At 47.5% G+C, this 16379-nt stretch carries 15 protein-coding genes; 7 read left to right on the top strand and 8 right to left on the bottom strand.

Going from position 1 to position 16379, the window contains the following annotated elements; genetic code table 11:
* Positions 1–131: 131 nt before the first annotated feature.
* Both VFC92_14425 and VFC92_14420 read right to left on the bottom strand, forming a co-directional pair.
* A complete protein-coding gene (locus VFC92_14425) occupies positions 132–1910 on the bottom strand; it encodes an aconitase/3-isopropylmalate dehydratase large subunit family protein (GenBank protein ID HZK09377.1) in 1779 nt (592 codons plus the stop codon).
* Between the two features lie 168 nt (positions 1911–2078).
* Positions 2079–2246, bottom strand: a complete 168-nt coding sequence (locus VFC92_14420) for a hypothetical protein (protein ID HZK09376.1) — start codon at positions 2244–2246, stop codon at positions 2079–2081.
* A gap of 300 nt (positions 2247–2546) precedes the next feature.
* On the opposite strand from VFC92_14420, the gene VFC92_14415 reads away from it, so the two are divergent.
* The 5 genes from VFC92_14415 to rfaD all read left to right on the top strand — a co-directional run bounded on the left by VFC92_14415 (position 2547) and on the right by rfaD (position 6564).
* Positions 2547–3293: a 30S ribosomal protein S16 gene (locus tag VFC92_14415; protein ID HZK09375.1), complete on the top strand. Its 747-nt coding sequence runs from the start codon at positions 2547–2549 to the stop codon at positions 3291–3293.
* Between the two features lie 139 nt (positions 3294–3432).
* Positions 3433–3957 (top strand): ribosome maturation factor RimM, encoded by a 525-nt coding sequence (gene rimM / locus VFC92_14410; GenBank protein ID HZK09374.1) that lies wholly within the window; start codon positions 3433–3435, stop codon positions 3955–3957.
* 14 nt (positions 3958–3971) lie between these two features.
* The gene (locus tag VFC92_14405) at positions 3972–4700 is read left to right on the top strand and encodes a methyltransferase (protein HZK09373.1); all 729 of its coding nucleotides are present in this window, start codon (positions 3972–3974) and stop codon (positions 4698–4700) included.
* Between the two features lie 48 nt (positions 4701–4748).
* Positions 4749–5537, top strand: a complete 789-nt coding sequence (locus tag VFC92_14400; protein HZK09372.1) for a gamma-glutamyl-gamma-aminobutyrate hydrolase family protein — start codon at positions 4749–4751, stop codon at positions 5535–5537.
* Positions 5538–5598: 61 nt separating this feature from the next.
* Positions 5599–6564 (top strand): ADP-glyceromanno-heptose 6-epimerase, encoded by a 966-nt coding sequence (gene rfaD, locus VFC92_14395; GenBank protein HZK09371.1) that lies wholly within the window; start codon positions 5599–5601, stop codon positions 6562–6564.
* A 212-nt stretch (positions 6565–6776) separates the two neighbouring features.
* Here rfaD and VFC92_14390 read toward each other — a convergent pair whose 3' ends face one another.
* From VFC92_14390 to VFC92_14370, 5 genes are all read right to left on the bottom strand, one after another.
* Complete coding sequence (locus VFC92_14390) at positions 6777–8633, bottom strand: LTA synthase family protein (GenBank protein HZK09370.1); 1857 nt, start codon at positions 8631–8633, stop codon at positions 6777–6779.
* Positions 8634–8672: 39 nt separating this feature from the next.
* Positions 8673–10094 carry a tetratricopeptide repeat protein gene (locus VFC92_14385; protein HZK09369.1) on the bottom strand — a complete coding sequence of 474 codons (1422 nt, stop codon included), beginning with the start codon at positions 10092–10094 and terminating at the stop codon, positions 8673–8675.
* Complete coding sequence (locus VFC92_14380) at positions 10091–11188, bottom strand: helix-hairpin-helix domain-containing protein (protein HZK09368.1); 1098 nt, start codon at positions 11186–11188, stop codon at positions 10091–10093. Before VFC92_14380 ends, VFC92_14385 begins: the two co-directional genes overlap by 4 nt.
* Positions 11189–11283: 95 nt before the next feature.
* A complete protein-coding gene (locus VFC92_14375) occupies positions 11284–12648 on the bottom strand; it encodes a sodium-dependent transporter (GenBank protein ID HZK09367.1) in 1365 nt (454 codons plus the stop codon).
* A 71-nt stretch (positions 12649–12719) separates the two neighbouring features.
* Positions 12720–14144: a sodium:alanine symporter family protein gene (locus tag VFC92_14370; GenBank protein HZK09366.1), complete on the bottom strand. Its 1425-nt coding sequence runs from the start codon at positions 14142–14144 to the stop codon at positions 12720–12722.
* 24 nt (positions 14145–14168) lie between these two features.
* Here VFC92_14370 and VFC92_14365 point away from each other — a divergent pair, with 24 nt between their 5' ends.
* Complete coding sequence (locus tag VFC92_14365; GenBank protein ID HZK09365.1) at positions 14169–14324, top strand: hypothetical protein; 156 nt, start codon at positions 14169–14171, stop codon at positions 14322–14324.
* Positions 14325–14425: 101 nt separating this feature from the next.
* On the opposite strand, the gene truA is transcribed toward VFC92_14365, so the two are convergent.
* Complete coding sequence (gene truA / locus VFC92_14360) at positions 14426–15178, bottom strand: tRNA pseudouridine(38-40) synthase TruA (GenBank protein HZK09364.1); 753 nt, start codon at positions 15176–15178, stop codon at positions 14426–14428.
* Positions 15179–15352: 174 nt separating this feature from the next.
* Here truA and VFC92_14355 point away from each other — a divergent pair, with 174 nt between their 5' ends.
* Positions 15353–16243 (top strand): cation diffusion facilitator family transporter, encoded by an 891-nt coding sequence (locus VFC92_14355; GenBank protein HZK09363.1) that lies wholly within the window; start codon positions 15353–15355, stop codon positions 16241–16243.
* The last annotated feature ends 136 nt before the right edge of the window (positions 16244–16379 follow it).

Raw genomic sequence — 16379 nt, 5'->3', positions numbered from 1 at the left:
GGACGAGGCTTAGGGTTTGGACGAGGCTCAGCCTGCAAAAATAGATTCAGCTTAGGCTGTGGTTGAGCGATGTCGAAACCAGCCTAGGCTGAACCTATCCGCCTATGTATGTTTTGTTTGAAACTTAAAAATCAAACAGTTTCCTTGATATAGTTCACCAAACCCTTAGCATCGAATATCTTCATCAGCTTGTCGGGTAGGGGGGCAAAATGGAATTCTTTACCAGCGATGGTAACGGTTCCTTTTTCGAAATCAATTTTAGTTTCGTCGCCCTGATGATAAGCATCCACAGCCTCGGGCAGAATGATGATGGGCAATCCCTGGTTTACTGCCGAGCGATAGAATATCCGGTTTACCGATTTACAAATCACTGCTTTGATGCCGATGTGTGCCAATCCTACTGCTGGATGCTCACGGGAGCTCCCGCAGCCAAAGTTGGCGCCGGCGATGATGATGTCGTTTTGCTGCGCGCGTTCCGAAAAGCTATCGTCGAAACCTTTAAAAAGATAAGGAAGTATCTTTTCTGCTTCCGACGAAAGCACGGTGTAGGTCAGGTTTCCGGCAAACATCTGGTCGGTGTTGAGGTTGTCCACGTCGGCGTAGTTCCAGATGCTGTCGGTGTAGCGGTCATCGGTGGCGGCAACTTCCACGGTAGCGCTTTGCTCGCGCTGGTAGGGAAACACATCGTTGGCACGGATGCCGCGCGGGTCGGTGATCTCACCTTTGAGTGCCGACCAGGCCACGGCTGCCGGCGAAGCCAGATAAATGCTGGATTCTTTGTTGCCCATGCGCCCTTTGAAGTTGCGGTTGGCGGTAGAAATTACATTGTAACCGTCGGCGGGAATTCCCTGGCCTGTGCCCAGACACGGGCCACACGAAGTCGAAAGCACCTGAGCGCCGGCTTCGATGAGTATTTCAATGACACCTTCTTTGAGCGCTTCCAGATAGATTTCGCGGGAAGCAGGAATCACCAACATTTGTACGGTGACGGGCAATTGTTTGCCTTTGAGCACGGCGGCGGCTTCCCTCAGGTCTTCCATCCGGCCGTTGGTGCACGTGCCTACCAGCGCCTGGTCGATGCGTGTGCCTTGTACTTCCGAGAGCGCTTTCACATTGTCCACATGATGGGGCGCTGCTACCACCGGGAAAAGTTTGTTCATGTCTATTTCAATTTCCTGAGCGTAGCGCGCATTGGCATCAGCCCATACACCTTTTGTTTCTTCACCAAGAAATTTATTCAAAACTTCATCGCAGGGGAAAACGGCGTTTTTAGCACCCATCTCCGAAGCCAGGTTGGCGATGGTCATGCGTTGCGACACCGAAAGCGTTTTCACGCCGTCGCCGTGGTATTCTATCGACATATAGTCGGCGCCGCTGCTGCCAATCATGCCGATGATCCAGAGTGAGAGGTCTTTGGCAAATACGCCTGCGGGCAGTTTCCCGTTGAGCGTGATCTTGAGTGTTTCCGGAACACGGAACCAGGTTTCGCCCTGGCGCCAAAGTCCTGCCGATTCGGTGCGGTCGATGCCGGCAGCAAAAGCGTTGAAAGCTCCGGCAGTGCAGGTGTGGCTGTCGCTGCCTACCACCACCATTCCCGGACGGGCATGATACGACATGATCTGATGGCAAATGCCACGGCCGATATCATAAAACTTGCTGATGCCCTGCTCTTTCACAATGTCGCGCACCTGCTGGTATTGGTTGGCCAGCTTGCTGCTGGTGGGCGGTGCATTGTGGTCGAGCACGATGAGCAATTGGTCGGGATCGGCAACACGCTGGCCGTTCATCTTTTTGAACGTAGCATCGATGCTGGCGGTATTGTCGTGGGTGAGGATGAGGTCAGGTTTTTTGAAAACGATACTCCCGGCGGGAGCATCAAAAATCTTTTCTACAAAAGTTCTTCCTTGCATAGCTGTTGGTTTTGATATAATAATAGTAATTTTTAATCCTGCAAATCTCATCAAAATTTAGCTACCAAAAGCGTTGGATCATAATTTAGAAGCAAGCTGGTTTATTTCGCCTTTTGGGTAAAATCATCATTCCGAAAGTTGTTTTCTAATTTCTAATTTCAGTTTTTATTAGGGAGGCCGGGCGGGCTTTCCGCTATACCCGTCTTGCAGCGGCTGTGTTTTTGTAGGTGGTACGTGGGCTTCCTGCGTCAGCCTCCGCCCGCCAACAAAAAACATCAGCTGCTGCAGCGACAGGGTGTCGCTCCAATCCCTGCCTCGAAGAAAGCCTACAGTCACCGTCTTGTCATTGTATTACAAAATCTATCCGTGGCAGCTAATCGATTGATGAATGGAGCTTTTTTAATCTTCTATCCTATCATTGTTTTAACAAATAAGGGTTGCATCCCTTTTAGGGCTGCGAACCCGGCTTCCGGTGTCTTGCGCCAAGCTCTCCGCGCCAAGCTCTCTGCGCCAAGCTCTTTGCGCCTTGCGCCATGCCCTTTGCGGAAAAAGCAAATAACATTTTGTTGTTCAAGAAATTAATCAGACCTTTGCCGCCACTTTTTTAATACAAATTTTTAAACAAATTATCATTTTATGCCAACAAGAATTAGATTACAAAGGCATGGTAAAAAAGGGCAACCTTTTTATCATATCGTAATTGCGGATGGTCGGGCACCACGCGACGGCAGATTTATCGAGAAAATTGGCACCTACAATCCGGTGTCGAGACCTGCAGAAATCAACATTGATTTCGACAGAGCCATACACTGGATTCAGGTCGGCGCATTACCAACCGACACCGTTCGTACATTGCTTTCCTACAAAGGTGTGATGTATAAAAATCACCTGCAAAAGGGCGTCAAAAAAGGCGCTTTAACCCAGCAACAAGCCGATCTGAAATTCCAGGAATGGGACGAAGCCAAACAGGCCAAGATCGAAAGAGCACAGAGCGAGATACAAAATAAAGATCGTTCCGTAGCCAAAGAACGCACCGACGTTGAAATCAAGATCAACGAAGAGCGTATGGAGGAGATTGCTCGCCGCAGAGCTGCTGAAATAGAAAAACAAGCGGCTGAAGCGCGCGCGCGCCACGAGGAAGCCAAAGCTAAAGAGGAAGCCAAAGCCAAGGATGCTGAAAAAGCCAAAGAGGAAGCCAGAGCCAAGGAGGTTCCCACTGCTAAGGATGTTCCGGCTGCCAAGGAAGTTCCATCTGCCAAAGAAGTAGCAGAACCTGCGAAAGAAGCTCCAGCTACAAAAGAAGCCGCAGAACCTGCAAAAGAAGCTGCACCTGAAGAACCTACCGAACAAAAAGAACCAGAGCAGGAGTCGACAGAGAAATAAGCTAGCGCTTCTCCTCTTTAGGATCATCATAAGCCGGAGTGGTAAGACCGATAGTAATAACGGCTGCTGCTCCGGTTTTTTATTTGTTTAGTTTGTAAAGAATACCTCCCCCAAATAATTATCATAATTTTAGAAAAGCATGACGAAAGAAACCTGCGTTTTACTAGGTCCCATTACCAAAGCCAACCGCAAAACCGGACAGCTCACCATCAGCACCGGGCAGCATCCTGCCGAAAGATTTGTAGACATCAAAACACTCTTTCTGGAGATTGACGGTGGATTGGTTCCTTTTTTTGTCGATCAGCAATCGGGTTCCGGTTCCGGACAGTTGCGGTTGTGGCTGCAGGATTATGACACGCCCGAGCTGGCGCAGCAGCTCACCGGATACAAAGTTTACATCGCCGAGGAGGATTTGCCTGCCACTCAACCCAATCAGCTTTATCATCATCAGCTCACCAATTATACTGTCGTTGATAAAACTGCAGGGGAGCTGGGGCAAATCACCGATCTGATAGAATCGACGGAGCAGGCGCTGCTGCAGGTAGACCATAGCGGAGATGAAATATTGATTCCGTTTGTCGATGAATTTATTGTGAAGATCAACAAACGAAAGAAAATCCTTTACCTCGATCTGCCCGAAGGGTTGATTGACCTTAATAAATAATCCAACTGCATGCAATGAAAGCTGCACCAGAACCTTTCCGTTTTAGACAGTTTACGTTAAGCCACCACCAAAGCACCATGAAAGCCGGTACCGACGCCATGTTGCTGGGCTCCTGGCTGCCGCTTGTAGGGCAGGAGCGGCGCGTGCTCGACGTGGGCACCGGCAGTGGCATCATCGCTTTGATGCTGGCGCAGCGCTCGCGGGCTTTCATCGATGCCATCGACATCCACCAGGCTTCCGTGCAGGAAGCTGCCGAAAACTTTCGCAACTCTCCGTGGGGCAATCGCCTCAAGGCACATTGTATTGCTTTTCAAAAATTTGCTTTGCAACAATCTCAGCTTTACGATCTCATCGTGAGCAATCCTCCGTTTTTTCGCAACAGTCTTTTGCCTGCCGATGAGCGGTTGAAGATGGCCAAACACAACGTGAATCTTTCGATAGAAGATTTCATCGGCAGCAGCTTATTGTTGCTTGCTACGGAAGGAAGGCTGGCGGTGATATTGCCCATAGCCGAAGCAGTCGATTTTTGTGCTGGCGCCGAGGCTAACGGTCTGTATCTGCAGCAGCAGCTTTTTGTGTTGCCAACTCCGGAGCGCGTGCCCTCACGACGAATCTTGTTGCTGGCGAAGCAGCCTGCCGATAAAATTATTATCCAACATCTTACCGTGAGGAAGTCGGATGGTAAATACACAGAAGATTATGTTTTGCTCACGCGCGATTTCCATGCCGAGGGCTATCTCTGAAATGACAAAAGATTTTTGCCGACATTTGCAGCATAATAAATTTTGCTGATGAAAACATCTGTTTTAAAACTCTACAGCCTGGCAGCTTTGATGTTGTTTGTGCTGATATTTTCAGCTTGTCAAACGGAACCGGCTCCTAAGCCGCGTCTGATTGCTATTTCGTACATCGGTGGCGATACTGCCGGTAACAGCTATTTGCAATGGCTTCGTTATGCCGATCCGCAGGTGCGCTATGAGGTGATGAACCAATATCCATGGGATTCCGCAGGCATCATCTTCGACGACTGCACGGGGTTGCTGCTTACCGGTGGCGAGGATGTTTATCCCGGCTATTACAACCAAACCGAAGATACTGTTCGCTGCGATGGATTTAACCATTATCGGGATTCACTCGAGTTTTTGCTGATAGAGCAGGCGCTGCAGCGTAAATTGCCAATCCTGGGAGTTTGCCGCGGACAGCAAATTCTCAATGTGGCATTGGGCGGCTCGTTGGTGGTGGATATTCCGACTGAAATCCAAACGGCTGTTTATCATCGTTGCATCGACTGGCAGAAATGCTATCATCGGGTGATGATTCTGCCGGATAATATGCTTACGGGCATGGGTGCAAAAAGCGGCGACAGCGTCACCAGCAACCATCACCAGGCTGTGAAGCGTACGGCTGACGATCTGAAAGTTTTGGCTGTATCCAATGATGGAGTTATTGAAGCTGTAGGTTGGAAGAAGCCGGATGGCAAGCCATTTTTGCTGGGCGTGCAGTGGCATCCCGAAAGGATGGACACCATTAGCCGCTTGTCGATGCCGCTGGCGCGAAGGTTTTTGGAAGAAGCCGAATAAATGTATTTTGGATTTTATTGAAATCCTGTTCAACTTAATTGTAATTGAAAAATACTTCGATATGATAGTAATAACGGGCGCTGCCGGGTTTATCGGCAGTGCATTGACATCAAAACTGAATAACATCGGGCGCCACGACCTGTTGCTGGTGGATGATTTTGGAAACGAACAAAAGCTAAAAAATCTAAGCAAAAAGAAGTTTGCGGAGCAGGTGCATCGTGATGTGTTCTTCGACTGGCTCGACAAAAACCACAAAGAGGTCGAAACCATCTTTCATATTGGCGCCCGCACCGACACCGCCGAATTTGATATGTCCGTCTTCGACAGGCTCAATCTTAACTACAGCAAAAAAATGTGGGAGGCTTGTGCGCGTTATCAAATTCCGTTGCTTTACGCTTCTTCGGCAGCTACCTACGGAATGGGCGAGCATGGCTACACGGATAGCCACGACATTGTTCCTCAACTAAAGCCGCTAAATCCTTACGGTGTTTCCAAAAATGAATTGGACAAATGGGCGTTGAACCAAAAGCAGACTCCTCCTTTTTGGGCTGGTTTTAAATTTTTTAATGTCTATGGCCCCAACGAATACCACAAAGGACGCATGGCTTCTGTGATTATGCATGCTTTTTATCAGATAGAAAAAACCGGTAAGATGAAGCTCTTCCGGTCGCATCATCCCGACTTTAGCGATGGTGGACAAATGCGCGACTTTGTGTATGTGAAAGATGTGGTGGAAACGTTGCTGTTTTTTGCTGCACATCAGCGGCAACCCGGATTATACAATCTGGGCACCGGCACGGCCCGCACTTTTCTCGATCTTACCAACGCCACCTTTGCCGCTATGGGTCGCAAGCCGGTGATAGAATTTATTGATACACCCGAAGACATCCGTGACAAATACCAATATTACACCCAGGCCGACATGAACAAGGTGCGGGATTATGGGTATAGCCGCACCTTTACCTCACTCGAAGCCGGTGTGGATGACTATGTGAAAAATTATCTCTTGCAAGCCAAATATCTTTAAGCTGCTGTTTCTTCCAATTGAGCTTCACCGCAGAGACGCTGAGGCGCAGAGGAAGAAAACTGCATCACCACAGAGCCACGAAGGCACAGAGGAAAATAAAACATATTTCACCACAGAGCCCCTAAGGCACAGGGGTTATTTATTCTTCCTTTTTTCTTCTTTTTTTTTGTGTCCTGTTGGCTCTGTGGTTTTCTTTATTTTCCTTATTAAAATCAATAATCAAGATATTCCTGAAACAGTGTCTGCAGGTAGGATTTACCGCGGATAATCACCGAGTCGTCGGGTGCCATCGGTGGCTGCTGCCAATGATAATCGTTGAGGTCGGCGTCGAATGCAAAGGAGCCTTTTTCTTCTTCCCAAATCAAGCCGTTATCGAAGCCGAAGTAGCGGTATTTTTTTTCGTAAGGATTAAATAAGTTACGGCTCCAGGTAAATTGTTGGTGCGTCAACTGCATCTGCGCAAGCAAAGTAGCAGGAATATCGGTTTGAGAACCGGGGCGAAGCCATTGCTTGCCGCGGTAGGCGCTGTCGATTACCGGACCGGTCCAAAGCATAGGAATGCTGTGGTAGGCGATGGTGTGGTAAGGATGATTGCGGTAACTGTTTTTGCTGTGGTCGGCGACAATGATAAATAAGGTGCTGTCGTACCACGGCTGCCGGCGAGCTGCTTCAAAAAACAGCCCCAGGCTCCGATCCGTATAGTAAGCCGAGTTGATATATCGACGCTCATTATCGCCCCAGTCGAAAACATCTTCCATCGGCTGGTCGTAGGGCGAATGAGAACTCAGAGTAAAAAGCGCTGCAAAAAAGGGTTCCTTTTCAGTTTTCAAATCAGCGATAAGCTGCTGCATGGTATATTCGTCGTGCACGCCGAGTTTTCCACGTATCAGGTTGTCGGGATAGTCGCTGCCTTCTCGTATCCGGTCGAAGCCATTATTGAGAATATATCCTTTAATATTTCCATAAATCAGTTGCCCGCCGAAGCTGAACGAGGTGTGGTAGCCTTGCTCTTTGATTATTTTCGCCAGCCCCGGCAAATGAATAAACTTATCGGGCTGCAAGGTGATAGCCGTGAGTGCATGCGCCGGAAATCCACCAAAGATACTCGCCATGCCCTGCTCTGATCGTGAGCCGCTCGAAAGCATTTCTGTAAATAGCAGTCCCTCTTTTTCGAGTGCTGCAAACGATGGCGTGATGCCGCCCTCCCCGCCCAGAGTCTCTATCAGATCGGCCGACCAGCTTTCCATGATCAGCATTACAATATTAGGACGCGTGGTGCTGAGCACCCGGATGGTGGTATCTTTTTCGACAGTCAGCAACTCCTGTGTGATGCGCTTTGCAGTGGCCGGATCGTAATAAGTAAACGGATTGTTGCGGATGCTTTTGGCATTTTCGAAGATACTAATGTAGAGGTTGAAGGCATTGTTGGTGGCGGTCAGGTTGAGAATATTTTTTTGTGAAAAATAGGTGCTGCTCTGGTTGATAGGGATTTCCTGCCATCCGCCCCGCAATCCCAAAACCAAGAGTGCTGGCGTTATCAGCACAAATACGATGGCCTGAATCGGCCTAGCAGGATGATGAATGTTTTTATAAAAAAAGCGATAATAACTATAAATGCCAACTCCGGCCAGTACCAGCGTTATAATTACTAAAGTAAAAAAAGTAGTGCTGTCGGCTGAGTTATACACCTCTGACGGATTTTCGAGATAGCGCAGCGCCTTCACGTTGATTTTACTTTTCCATTCGCCGTAAAGGCCAATTTCGCCACCGGTGATGAGGGCGTACAAAACGATCAGCACAAAAGTGTAGACCTTATTCACAACATTGAGGAACCCTGCCCTCCAAAGGGATTGAACTGCCAGGAGCAGAAAAGGGATGATAAGAAAGTAGCAGGCTGTGGCCAGATCGAGAGGTAGGGCATGATAAAATACCGAAAACAACTCAGCAATCGTCACATTTTCGATGCGGATAAATTGAAAGTGGTAAACGATAAACAATGCCCGCGAGAGGGCAAAAAACAGAAGCCAGAAAAGCAACTGTCGCAGCAGGTTGAAGATGATTGATTTCAATTGTTAAAATGTTTTGGTTTGTCTTCGGGATATCTTCGTTTAATTGATTTTTCTATAAAATTTCTTCCGTTGTTGCCGGCGGCACGTCAAAAAGGCCAGAAGCACAAAGATGAAAACAACAAGACCGGTGATAATGATCAACGAGAAAAGCCATGTCATCCCGTTGGATGGCGTGTTTCTGATAAGTCCCGCAGAATCATTAGCAGCATCTGTGCTCTCTTCCACCAAAACTATTTCTTCCTCCTCATCAAAATCCATTTTCAGTTGCATCTTCAGCTCTGCATACCGGTCGATGTATTCTTTGGCGCTGTCCATCTGATTGTCCGCAGCAAAAATAAGCGTCAACAGCTTATAGTTTTCTGAGGTGTGTAGCCGTAAACTGGCTCCTTGTGCAATTTCCAGGCTCTTCCTGGCGTAGGCTTCAGCGCTTGCAAAATTGCGGCTTAGCAGCAGATTTTCGCCAATAAATCGCAAACCGGCAGATATTTGAATTTTGTCATCATAGGCCTCACTTATCTGCAAACTCTCGATATACAACTCATTGGCGCGTTGCAGGTTGCCTTCCAGTTCGTAAACTTTACCGATGATGTTGAGGGTGGATGCATATTCCCGATCCAATCCCAGCGAATCGCGGAGGTATAGGCTCTTAAAAAGACAATTCAGCGCCTTGTGGTTTTCGTCGGTTTGTATAAATATCACGCCCATGTTTCTTAATATTGAAGCAGAAATCTTGTGGAAGCGAAGGCTGTCGGCAACTTTGAGCGCCCGGTTGTATCTGTCGAGTGCCTCATCGAATTTGTCCAGTTCTATATAAAGAGCGGCCATATTAGTAAGGGTATTGAGCGCGACATCGATGTATTTATTATTTATGTTCATTTCCATGACCTGCTGATAATAGCTGTATGCCTCCTGGTAACGTCCCATGTAGTGGTAACTGGCCGCAATACCTTGCAGGCATTCGAGCGCAGCGAGCGTGTCGTGTTGCTGAAGAGTAACTTCCAATGCAGTTTGGTTGTAGGAAATGGATTTATCATAATCGGCCTGTGCCACGTAGATGCGCCCCATATTTAAGCAGGCATGCGACCAGTTCACCGTGTCGTTATTGGTATGAAAGCGTGCCATTGCATCTTCCCAAAGTATTTGTGCACTGTCGTAATTGCCGGTGAGGTAGTAAATGCCTCCTTTATTTAAAATCGGTAAAGCCAGCAGTTTTTTATCATCCATTTTGTAAGCAAGTTTCAGCGCCTCGTCGGCAAGCCTGGTTCCCAAAAGAATATTACTGTTACGCACTTCCACAGTGTGTTTGTTGAGTACTTCCAGCTTTTGTCTGTTATCGAGCCCCTGCGTTATCGAGTCGATATAGCGCGCAGCATCCTGACCCACAACCGAAAAAGCTATCAGCAGCATGGGCAGCATCAGTATTATACGAATGCCTCTTTGCTTATTGATGATTGTGCTCAAGGCAAATCCTTTCGTTTTACTGTGGTGAGATAGGGCGCTATTTTAAAATACAACTGATCATAGATCAGAGAGATGTTTTTGAGCTGCGCTATCGAGTCGAAAACTCCAATGGTTTCGCGATAGCTGAAGATTTCTTTTACAATATAATATTCAAGGTAAGGATGCTTAAGCAAAATGTCGAAAGTGGCGTCGTTGATGTTGATACGGCGGATAACCGATTTGTCGATAACCACTTGAGGAGCAAACATCGCATAGCGACTTGTATCGATACCGTATATTTCGAGAAGCTGTGATTTGTCAAAAAAGCCGCCCAACTTATCGCGGTAAGCAGTAATGCGATTTGCGTATACTTCCCCGATGCCTTTCAGCTTGCACAATTCCAGTGTGTTGGCGGTATTGATTTCGATAAGTTCCAGGTGCCCGGCAGCCTCTGTTGTTGCTGGCGGGGTGTTAATTTCCGAGGGCAGCAGGATGTACTTTTCCATATTTTGATAAGTGTCGGCATCAATACCATAAATTTTGTTGAAATCTTTTTTTGACGTAAAGGTGCCGCCGGCCTTTCTGTATTTCAGAATATTTGCTGTTTGGTAGGTGCTCAGCCCTAAAGCCATGAGTTGCGTGCTGTCGGCGCTGTTTGGATCGAAGCCAAATAGAGCTGTTTGTACTGCTTTTGGACTTTTTACTACGTTTTGGTTTTGCTGGCCTATAATAATATAAGGTTTCAAAAGCTCATACTCTGCATCGCTGATGGCATAAATCTTTCCGAAATCTTTGGCATTATAAAACCACCCTCCTGCGTCCCGGTATTTTATTATCATATCAGCCTGATGGTTCGTGAGGCCAAGCTCCAGCATCTGCGTTTTGCCGATGATGTTGGGGTCGAAAGGGAAATAATTGAAGTGGCTGGCAATTGCTTGTGGCTCTGCTGCATCGGTGTGCGCTTCTATTTCGTTTTCAAAATTTTGATCAGATAAATTCTCGGGATGGAAAAATAAACCCATGGTAAAATACAGAACCACCAGCAAGAAGATGCTCCCTGTCAAAAAGAACAGTCCCATGCGTTGCCGTCGGGTGATAAACATAAATGGTCTCATCTATAAATCCCGTTTTACCAATGTGCCTCAATTTTTAACAAAAATAGAATAATATTTGTCCTTCTGCAAGGCATTGAAGCACCTGCTTTTTTATTTTAAAAATTATAAAGTCCAACGCCGTTCATAAATACCAAAGCAATGGCTACCGGCGCCAAAAAGCGGATGATATACAAAAATATTTTAAAAAATCGTATGCGTAGAGTGCCTTCATTCGACAATTCAGCATACACCGTTTTGCGTCCCATAAACCAGGCTACAAAAGTTACGATGAGCAAGCCACCCAGCGGAAGCAGCACATTGGCCGACAAATATTCCAGATCGCCAAACAGGCTGTCGCCCCACAGTCGCAAATGCTTACAAGAGCCTTGCGAAAGGGTACAGCCAATCCCCAGCACAGTGACAAGCGCTGCTGCAATGGCAGTAGCCTTCTTTCGAGGAATGTTAAGCTCTTCGCTAAAATAGGCTACCACCACCTCCAGTAGCGAAATGGTAGAAGTGAGCGCTGCCACTGCAAGTAAGATAAAAAACAGGAGTGCCCAAAAGTACCCGCCGGGCATCTGTTGAAAAATATTGGGAAGCGTGATAAAAACCAGGCCTTCGCCAGCTGCAGGGTCGATGCCAAAGGCAAAAACAGCCGGAAAAATGGCCACGCCGGCAAGCACAGCTATCAGCGTATCGGCACCAGACACGGCAAAAGCGGTGGAAGTAAGATTATCTTTTTTGGAAATATACGATCCATAGGTGATCATTGTACCCATACCAATACTCAATGAGAAGAAAGCCTGCCCCAGTGCTTCGAGAACTGCTTTTGCATTGATTTTTGAAAAATCAGGTTTAAACAAAAACTCTATTCCTGCCCTGGCGCCCGGCAGCGTTATCGAACGGATGGAGATGATGATAATAATCAGCAACAATATGGGCATCAGGATTTTGGAGTATTTCTCGATGCCGTTTTTTACACCCATCCACACAATGGCTGCCGTGAAAAACATAAAAACAATCTGCCATATTACCGGCATCCAGCCACTTTGCTGAAAGATGTCGAAGCCCGTGCGCAGCTCTTCGGTCGATTTGCCGCTGAAGCCGTCGATGATGGATTGATAAAGATATTCGAGCGTCCAGCCGGCAATGGTGGTGTAGAAAGCCAGAATCATAAAAGCTGCACCGATGCCCATCAGCCCGATCAGGTACCACGGCTGTCGCGGTTTTAGCAGCTTGAAGGCGCCAAAGGGATTTCGCTGGGCGCGTCGTCCGATGATCAGCTCCGAGAGCATCACGGGCATCCCGATAAGGAAGATAAAACCGATGTAAATAATCAAAAAAGCGCCGCCGCCATTTTCTCCTGCAACATACGGAAACCGCCAGATGTTGCCCAGGCCTATCGCCGAGCCTGCTGCGGCAGCTATCACGCCTGCTTTTGACGAAAAACTATCGCGATGGCTGAAATCAAATTTTTTCATTAAATCACCTGTTTTGTTTTACTCTTTTTAATAAAAATCATTGCAATGATAAGCCTTTTAGAGCATATTCGTCATAGCTTTCCGGCTTTTTGTTTTTTCCGTGGAGGCTCGAGTGCATCCATGGCGCTGAAATATTTCTGGGTTTCGCTCATCACCACCGGAGCCAATAGCAGGAGTGCTATCAGGTTGGGAATGGTCATAAGCGTGATAACCATGTCAACAAAATGCCAAACCAAATCAAGCCCCCAGATGCTGCCCAGAAAAACAAAAAGTCCATACATGTACCCGAAGGGTTTGATGAACCTTTCGCCTAAAAGATAATTTACTGCACGGCTGCCATAATACGCCCAGGCGATAATGGTGGAGAAAGCAAAGAGCATCAGCCCGCCGGCCACGATGTGTTTTCCCACGCCAACGATGCCAATGCGCGTGAGGCCAATCTCCATAGCACGCGTGGTCATGGTCACGCCCTCTTTGTCGAGTTCCCAGGCGCCGGTAAGGATGATCATCAGCGCGGTGAGTGTGCAGATGATGATGGTATCTACCAGCGGTTCCAGCGAAGCTACCAGACCTTCGCGCGCAGGCCAATCCGTTTTTGCAGCAGCGTGCGCTATGGCTGCCGAGCCTTGTCCGGCCTCATTGGAAAACAAACCCCGCCGCACACCCATGAGCATGGTCATCAGAAAGACAGAGCCGAAGAAGCCCCCAGTGGCAGCCTTGCCGGTAAAGGCATCGCTAAAGATAATCCCGAAAGCATAAGGGATACGATCATATTCGATAACGATAATCAGCATCGCGGCTAGAAAATATACAACAGCCATAAAAGGTACCAACCGCGAGGTTACCTCCGCAATACGCTTGATTCCGCCTACTACCACCAGCAGCGCAAGCAATGCAATGATGGCTCCGGAGACGTATTTGTCGATTTTATAGGTGTCGAATAATGCCCCTGACATGGAGTTGGATTGCGCCATATTGCCCGTTCCAAGCGAACAAAGCACTGCTGCTATTGCAAAAACGATCGCCAGCACTTTTGCATACTTACCGAGTTGATTCTTCAGTCCGTGCTCCATATAATACATCGGACCGCCCGACACCGATCCGTCGCTGTTGAAGCTCCGGTATTTGTGTGCAAGCGTACATTCGGCATATTTCAAAATCATCCCCAGAAAACCGGTTACCCACATCCAGAAAATCGCGCCGGGACCACCCCAACCAATGGCCAGCGCTACGCCAACAATATTTCCTGTTCCTACCGTTGCCGATAAGGCGGTGGTGAGCGCTTTGAAATGGTTTACATCGCCTACGTCGTGAGCCTGATCGTACTTGCCCGCCACAATCCGGATGCTGTGCCCTATCCGCCTGAGGTTGAGAAAACGCAACCGGATGATGAAATATAATCCGGTGGGAATGAGTAACAGTAACAATGCAAATCCACCAATGTATTCGTTGTACCAGATCATTGCATTGTCGATGGTTTGTAGAATTGGATTCATAGCACGTTAGTTAGTGAAAATGAAATGATGATGGAAGTCGGCAGGAGTGAGGCTTCTGCTCTGGGCAATGGTGGCGGTATGATATTGCTTCTGCTGTTGTACACGATTTTTGTTCTGCCAATGATGAAAGGCAAAAATGTAAAAACTTTCGTTACCGGCAAAATTGGAATGATAGAATAGTTTTATTCCACTGAAGGCAGGTACAAATGATGTTTAGGCAATGGATGTTTAGGTGTTACGCACCCAGCCAAATCGCTTGCGCCTCGCGCTATGCGTCCTGTTTATTTCGGCATCCACGGATGATTGTACTCAACCCGCTCCAGAAAAAGCCCCTGCGCCGGCACCGACATTCCTGCCTGGCTGCGGTTTTGGCTTTCGATGATGCGATGGATGGCGTCGGGTTTTATCTTACCACGCCCTACATCCACCAGCGTTCCCACGATGGCGCGCACCATGTTGCGCAGGAAGCGGTCGGCGCTGATTGTAAAAACCAGCAGGTCGCCTTGTATTTCCCAATATGCCTCCTGCACGTTGCAGATGTTGGTTTTTGTGTCGGTGTGAAGCTTAGCAAAGCTGGTAAAATCGGAATATTGCAGCAGGTTGGTGGCAGCTTCATTCATCTTTTCTACATCCAATGGCGCTGCGAAGGTCCAGGCGTGGTGCCGCACAAATGGGTTTTTGCGAAAGCAGATGTAATATTTGTACGTGCGTGAGGTGGCGTCAAAGCGTGCGTGCGCATCGTCAGGAACAGCAAAGATGCGGCGGGCGGTAATGTCGGGCGGCAGAAAACGGTTGAGCTCAGCCACCAATTGTTCTTTCTTTTCATCAAGGTTTTGCGGCAAATCGAAATGCGCAAAAAACTGCCGGGCACTCACGCCCGCGTCGGTGCGGCCGCAGCCTGTAACATGATTTTGCAAACCAGCTTTGTACAAAAGTGCCTGCTCGAGTACTTCCTGTACACTTTTGTCGTCCGGTTGCAACTGCCAGCCGTGGTAGCTGCCGCCATCGTACATGATCTCGATAAAATATCTCAACTTCTTTGTTTTTGTGGTTGGCAAAATAACAACATTCCTGAATATTGTTTTAAAGTGAGACCTCAATTGATTTTTTGGGTGGGGTCTTTTATAATATTATTTTTGTTATTTGTCGCAGGTTTTATTTGTCCAAAGCCTCATTGATGTTATTTTTGTAAAATAAATCTAAACATTTTGTCCGGTACAAAGCATCAAAATAAAGCGAAACAAAACACGCGGATTGCTTATCAGGAAGGATGGTTGTCAGTTGTTGTCAACCTTTTTCTGTTTGCCATCAAGTTATGGGCGGGTATTATTTCCGGATCGGTAGCCATCGTTGCCGATGCCTGGCATACGCTGTCCGATTCGCTGAGTTCGCTGGTTGTCATATTTGGGGCTCGCGTTTCGGCCAAGCCACCCGACGACGAGCATCCTTTTGGCCATGGACGTGCCGAGCTTATTGCCAGCGTTCTGATAGCTGCATTGCTTGGTTTTGTGGCGTACGAATTCATTCGCGAAAGCATCAGTAAGCTCTACGAACACGAAGCCGCTCATTTCGGAACCATTGCCATCGTGGTCACCATCATTTCTATTGTTGTAAAAGAAGGTCTGGCGCAATATGCTTTTCGCGCCGGACGCAAGACCAACTATAGTTCTTTGCGCGCCGACGGCTGGCATCATCGCACCGATGCTATTTCGTCAGCGATAATCCTTGTCGGGATTTTTGTGGGAAGATATTTATGGTGGGTCGATGGTGTGTTGGGGATATTGGTAGCCATAATGATTTTTTGGGCCGGCTACGAAATTTTGAAACAAGCCATGAGCCGGTTGTTAGGGGAGGCACCAGAACCTGATCTGGTGCATCATCTTACCGCTTCCGCTAAAAAAATTACTTCGCTCGATCTGCGTATTCATCATATCCATCTCCACGAATATGGCGACCACAAAGAATTGACTTTTCATGTAAAACTTCCACCGAAAATGACTGTGGAAGAAGCCCATGACCTATCGGAGAAAGTGGAAAAACAGATTTGGGAAGATCTTGGAATGGTGGCTACTGTGCATATGGAGCCTCGTCTGCATTAGCTATTTTCAAATTTTAGATTTTCTTTTTGTAAAATATGCCAGCTCTATCATCGCGTTGGTAAAGTCGAATTTTTTTAGTGAGCTTTTTTTAGGTGTTAAAGAAATTTCATTCTCTTTTATTCCCGTTCCACACCGT

This window comes from Bacteroidales bacterium (assembly GCA_035647615.1).
In the GTDB taxonomy this organism is placed as follows: domain Bacteria; phylum Bacteroidota; class Bacteroidia; order Bacteroidales; family 4484-276; genus SABY01.
The sequence above is the reverse complement of the archived record's forward strand: the minus strand, read 5'-3'. Positions and strand labels throughout refer to the sequence as shown.

Coding starts and splice junctions, on each gene's coding strand:
- VFC92_14425 (HZK09377.1), bottom strand. CDS start 1,910: ATGCAAGGAAGAACTTTTGTAGAAAAGATTTTTGATGCTCCCGCCGGG.
- VFC92_14415 (HZK09375.1), top strand. CDS start 2,547: ATGCCAACAAGAATTAGATTACAAAGGCATGGTAAAAAAGGGCAACCT.
- rimM (HZK09374.1), top strand. CDS start 3,433: ATGACGAAAGAAACCTGCGTTTTACTAGGTCCCATTACCAAAGCCAAC.
- VFC92_14405 (HZK09373.1), top strand. CDS start 3,972: ATGAAAGCTGCACCAGAACCTTTCCGTTTTAGACAGTTTACGTTAAGC.
- VFC92_14400 (HZK09372.1), top strand. CDS start 4,749: ATGAAAACATCTGTTTTAAAACTCTACAGCCTGGCAGCTTTGATGTTG.
- rfaD (HZK09371.1), top strand. CDS start 5,599: ATGATAGTAATAACGGGCGCTGCCGGGTTTATCGGCAGTGCATTGACA.
- VFC92_14380 (HZK09368.1), bottom strand. CDS start 11,188: ATGAGACCATTTATGTTTATCACCCGACGGCAACGCATGGGACTGTTC.
- VFC92_14375 (HZK09367.1), bottom strand. CDS start 12,648: ATGAAAAAATTTGATTTCAGCCATCGCGATAGTTTTTCGTCAAAAGCA.
- VFC92_14370 (HZK09366.1), bottom strand. CDS start 14,144: ATGAATCCAATTCTACAAACCATCGACAATGCAATGATCTGGTACAAC.
- VFC92_14365 (HZK09365.1), top strand. CDS start 14,169: ATGATGATGGAAGTCGGCAGGAGTGAGGCTTCTGCTCTGGGCAATGGT.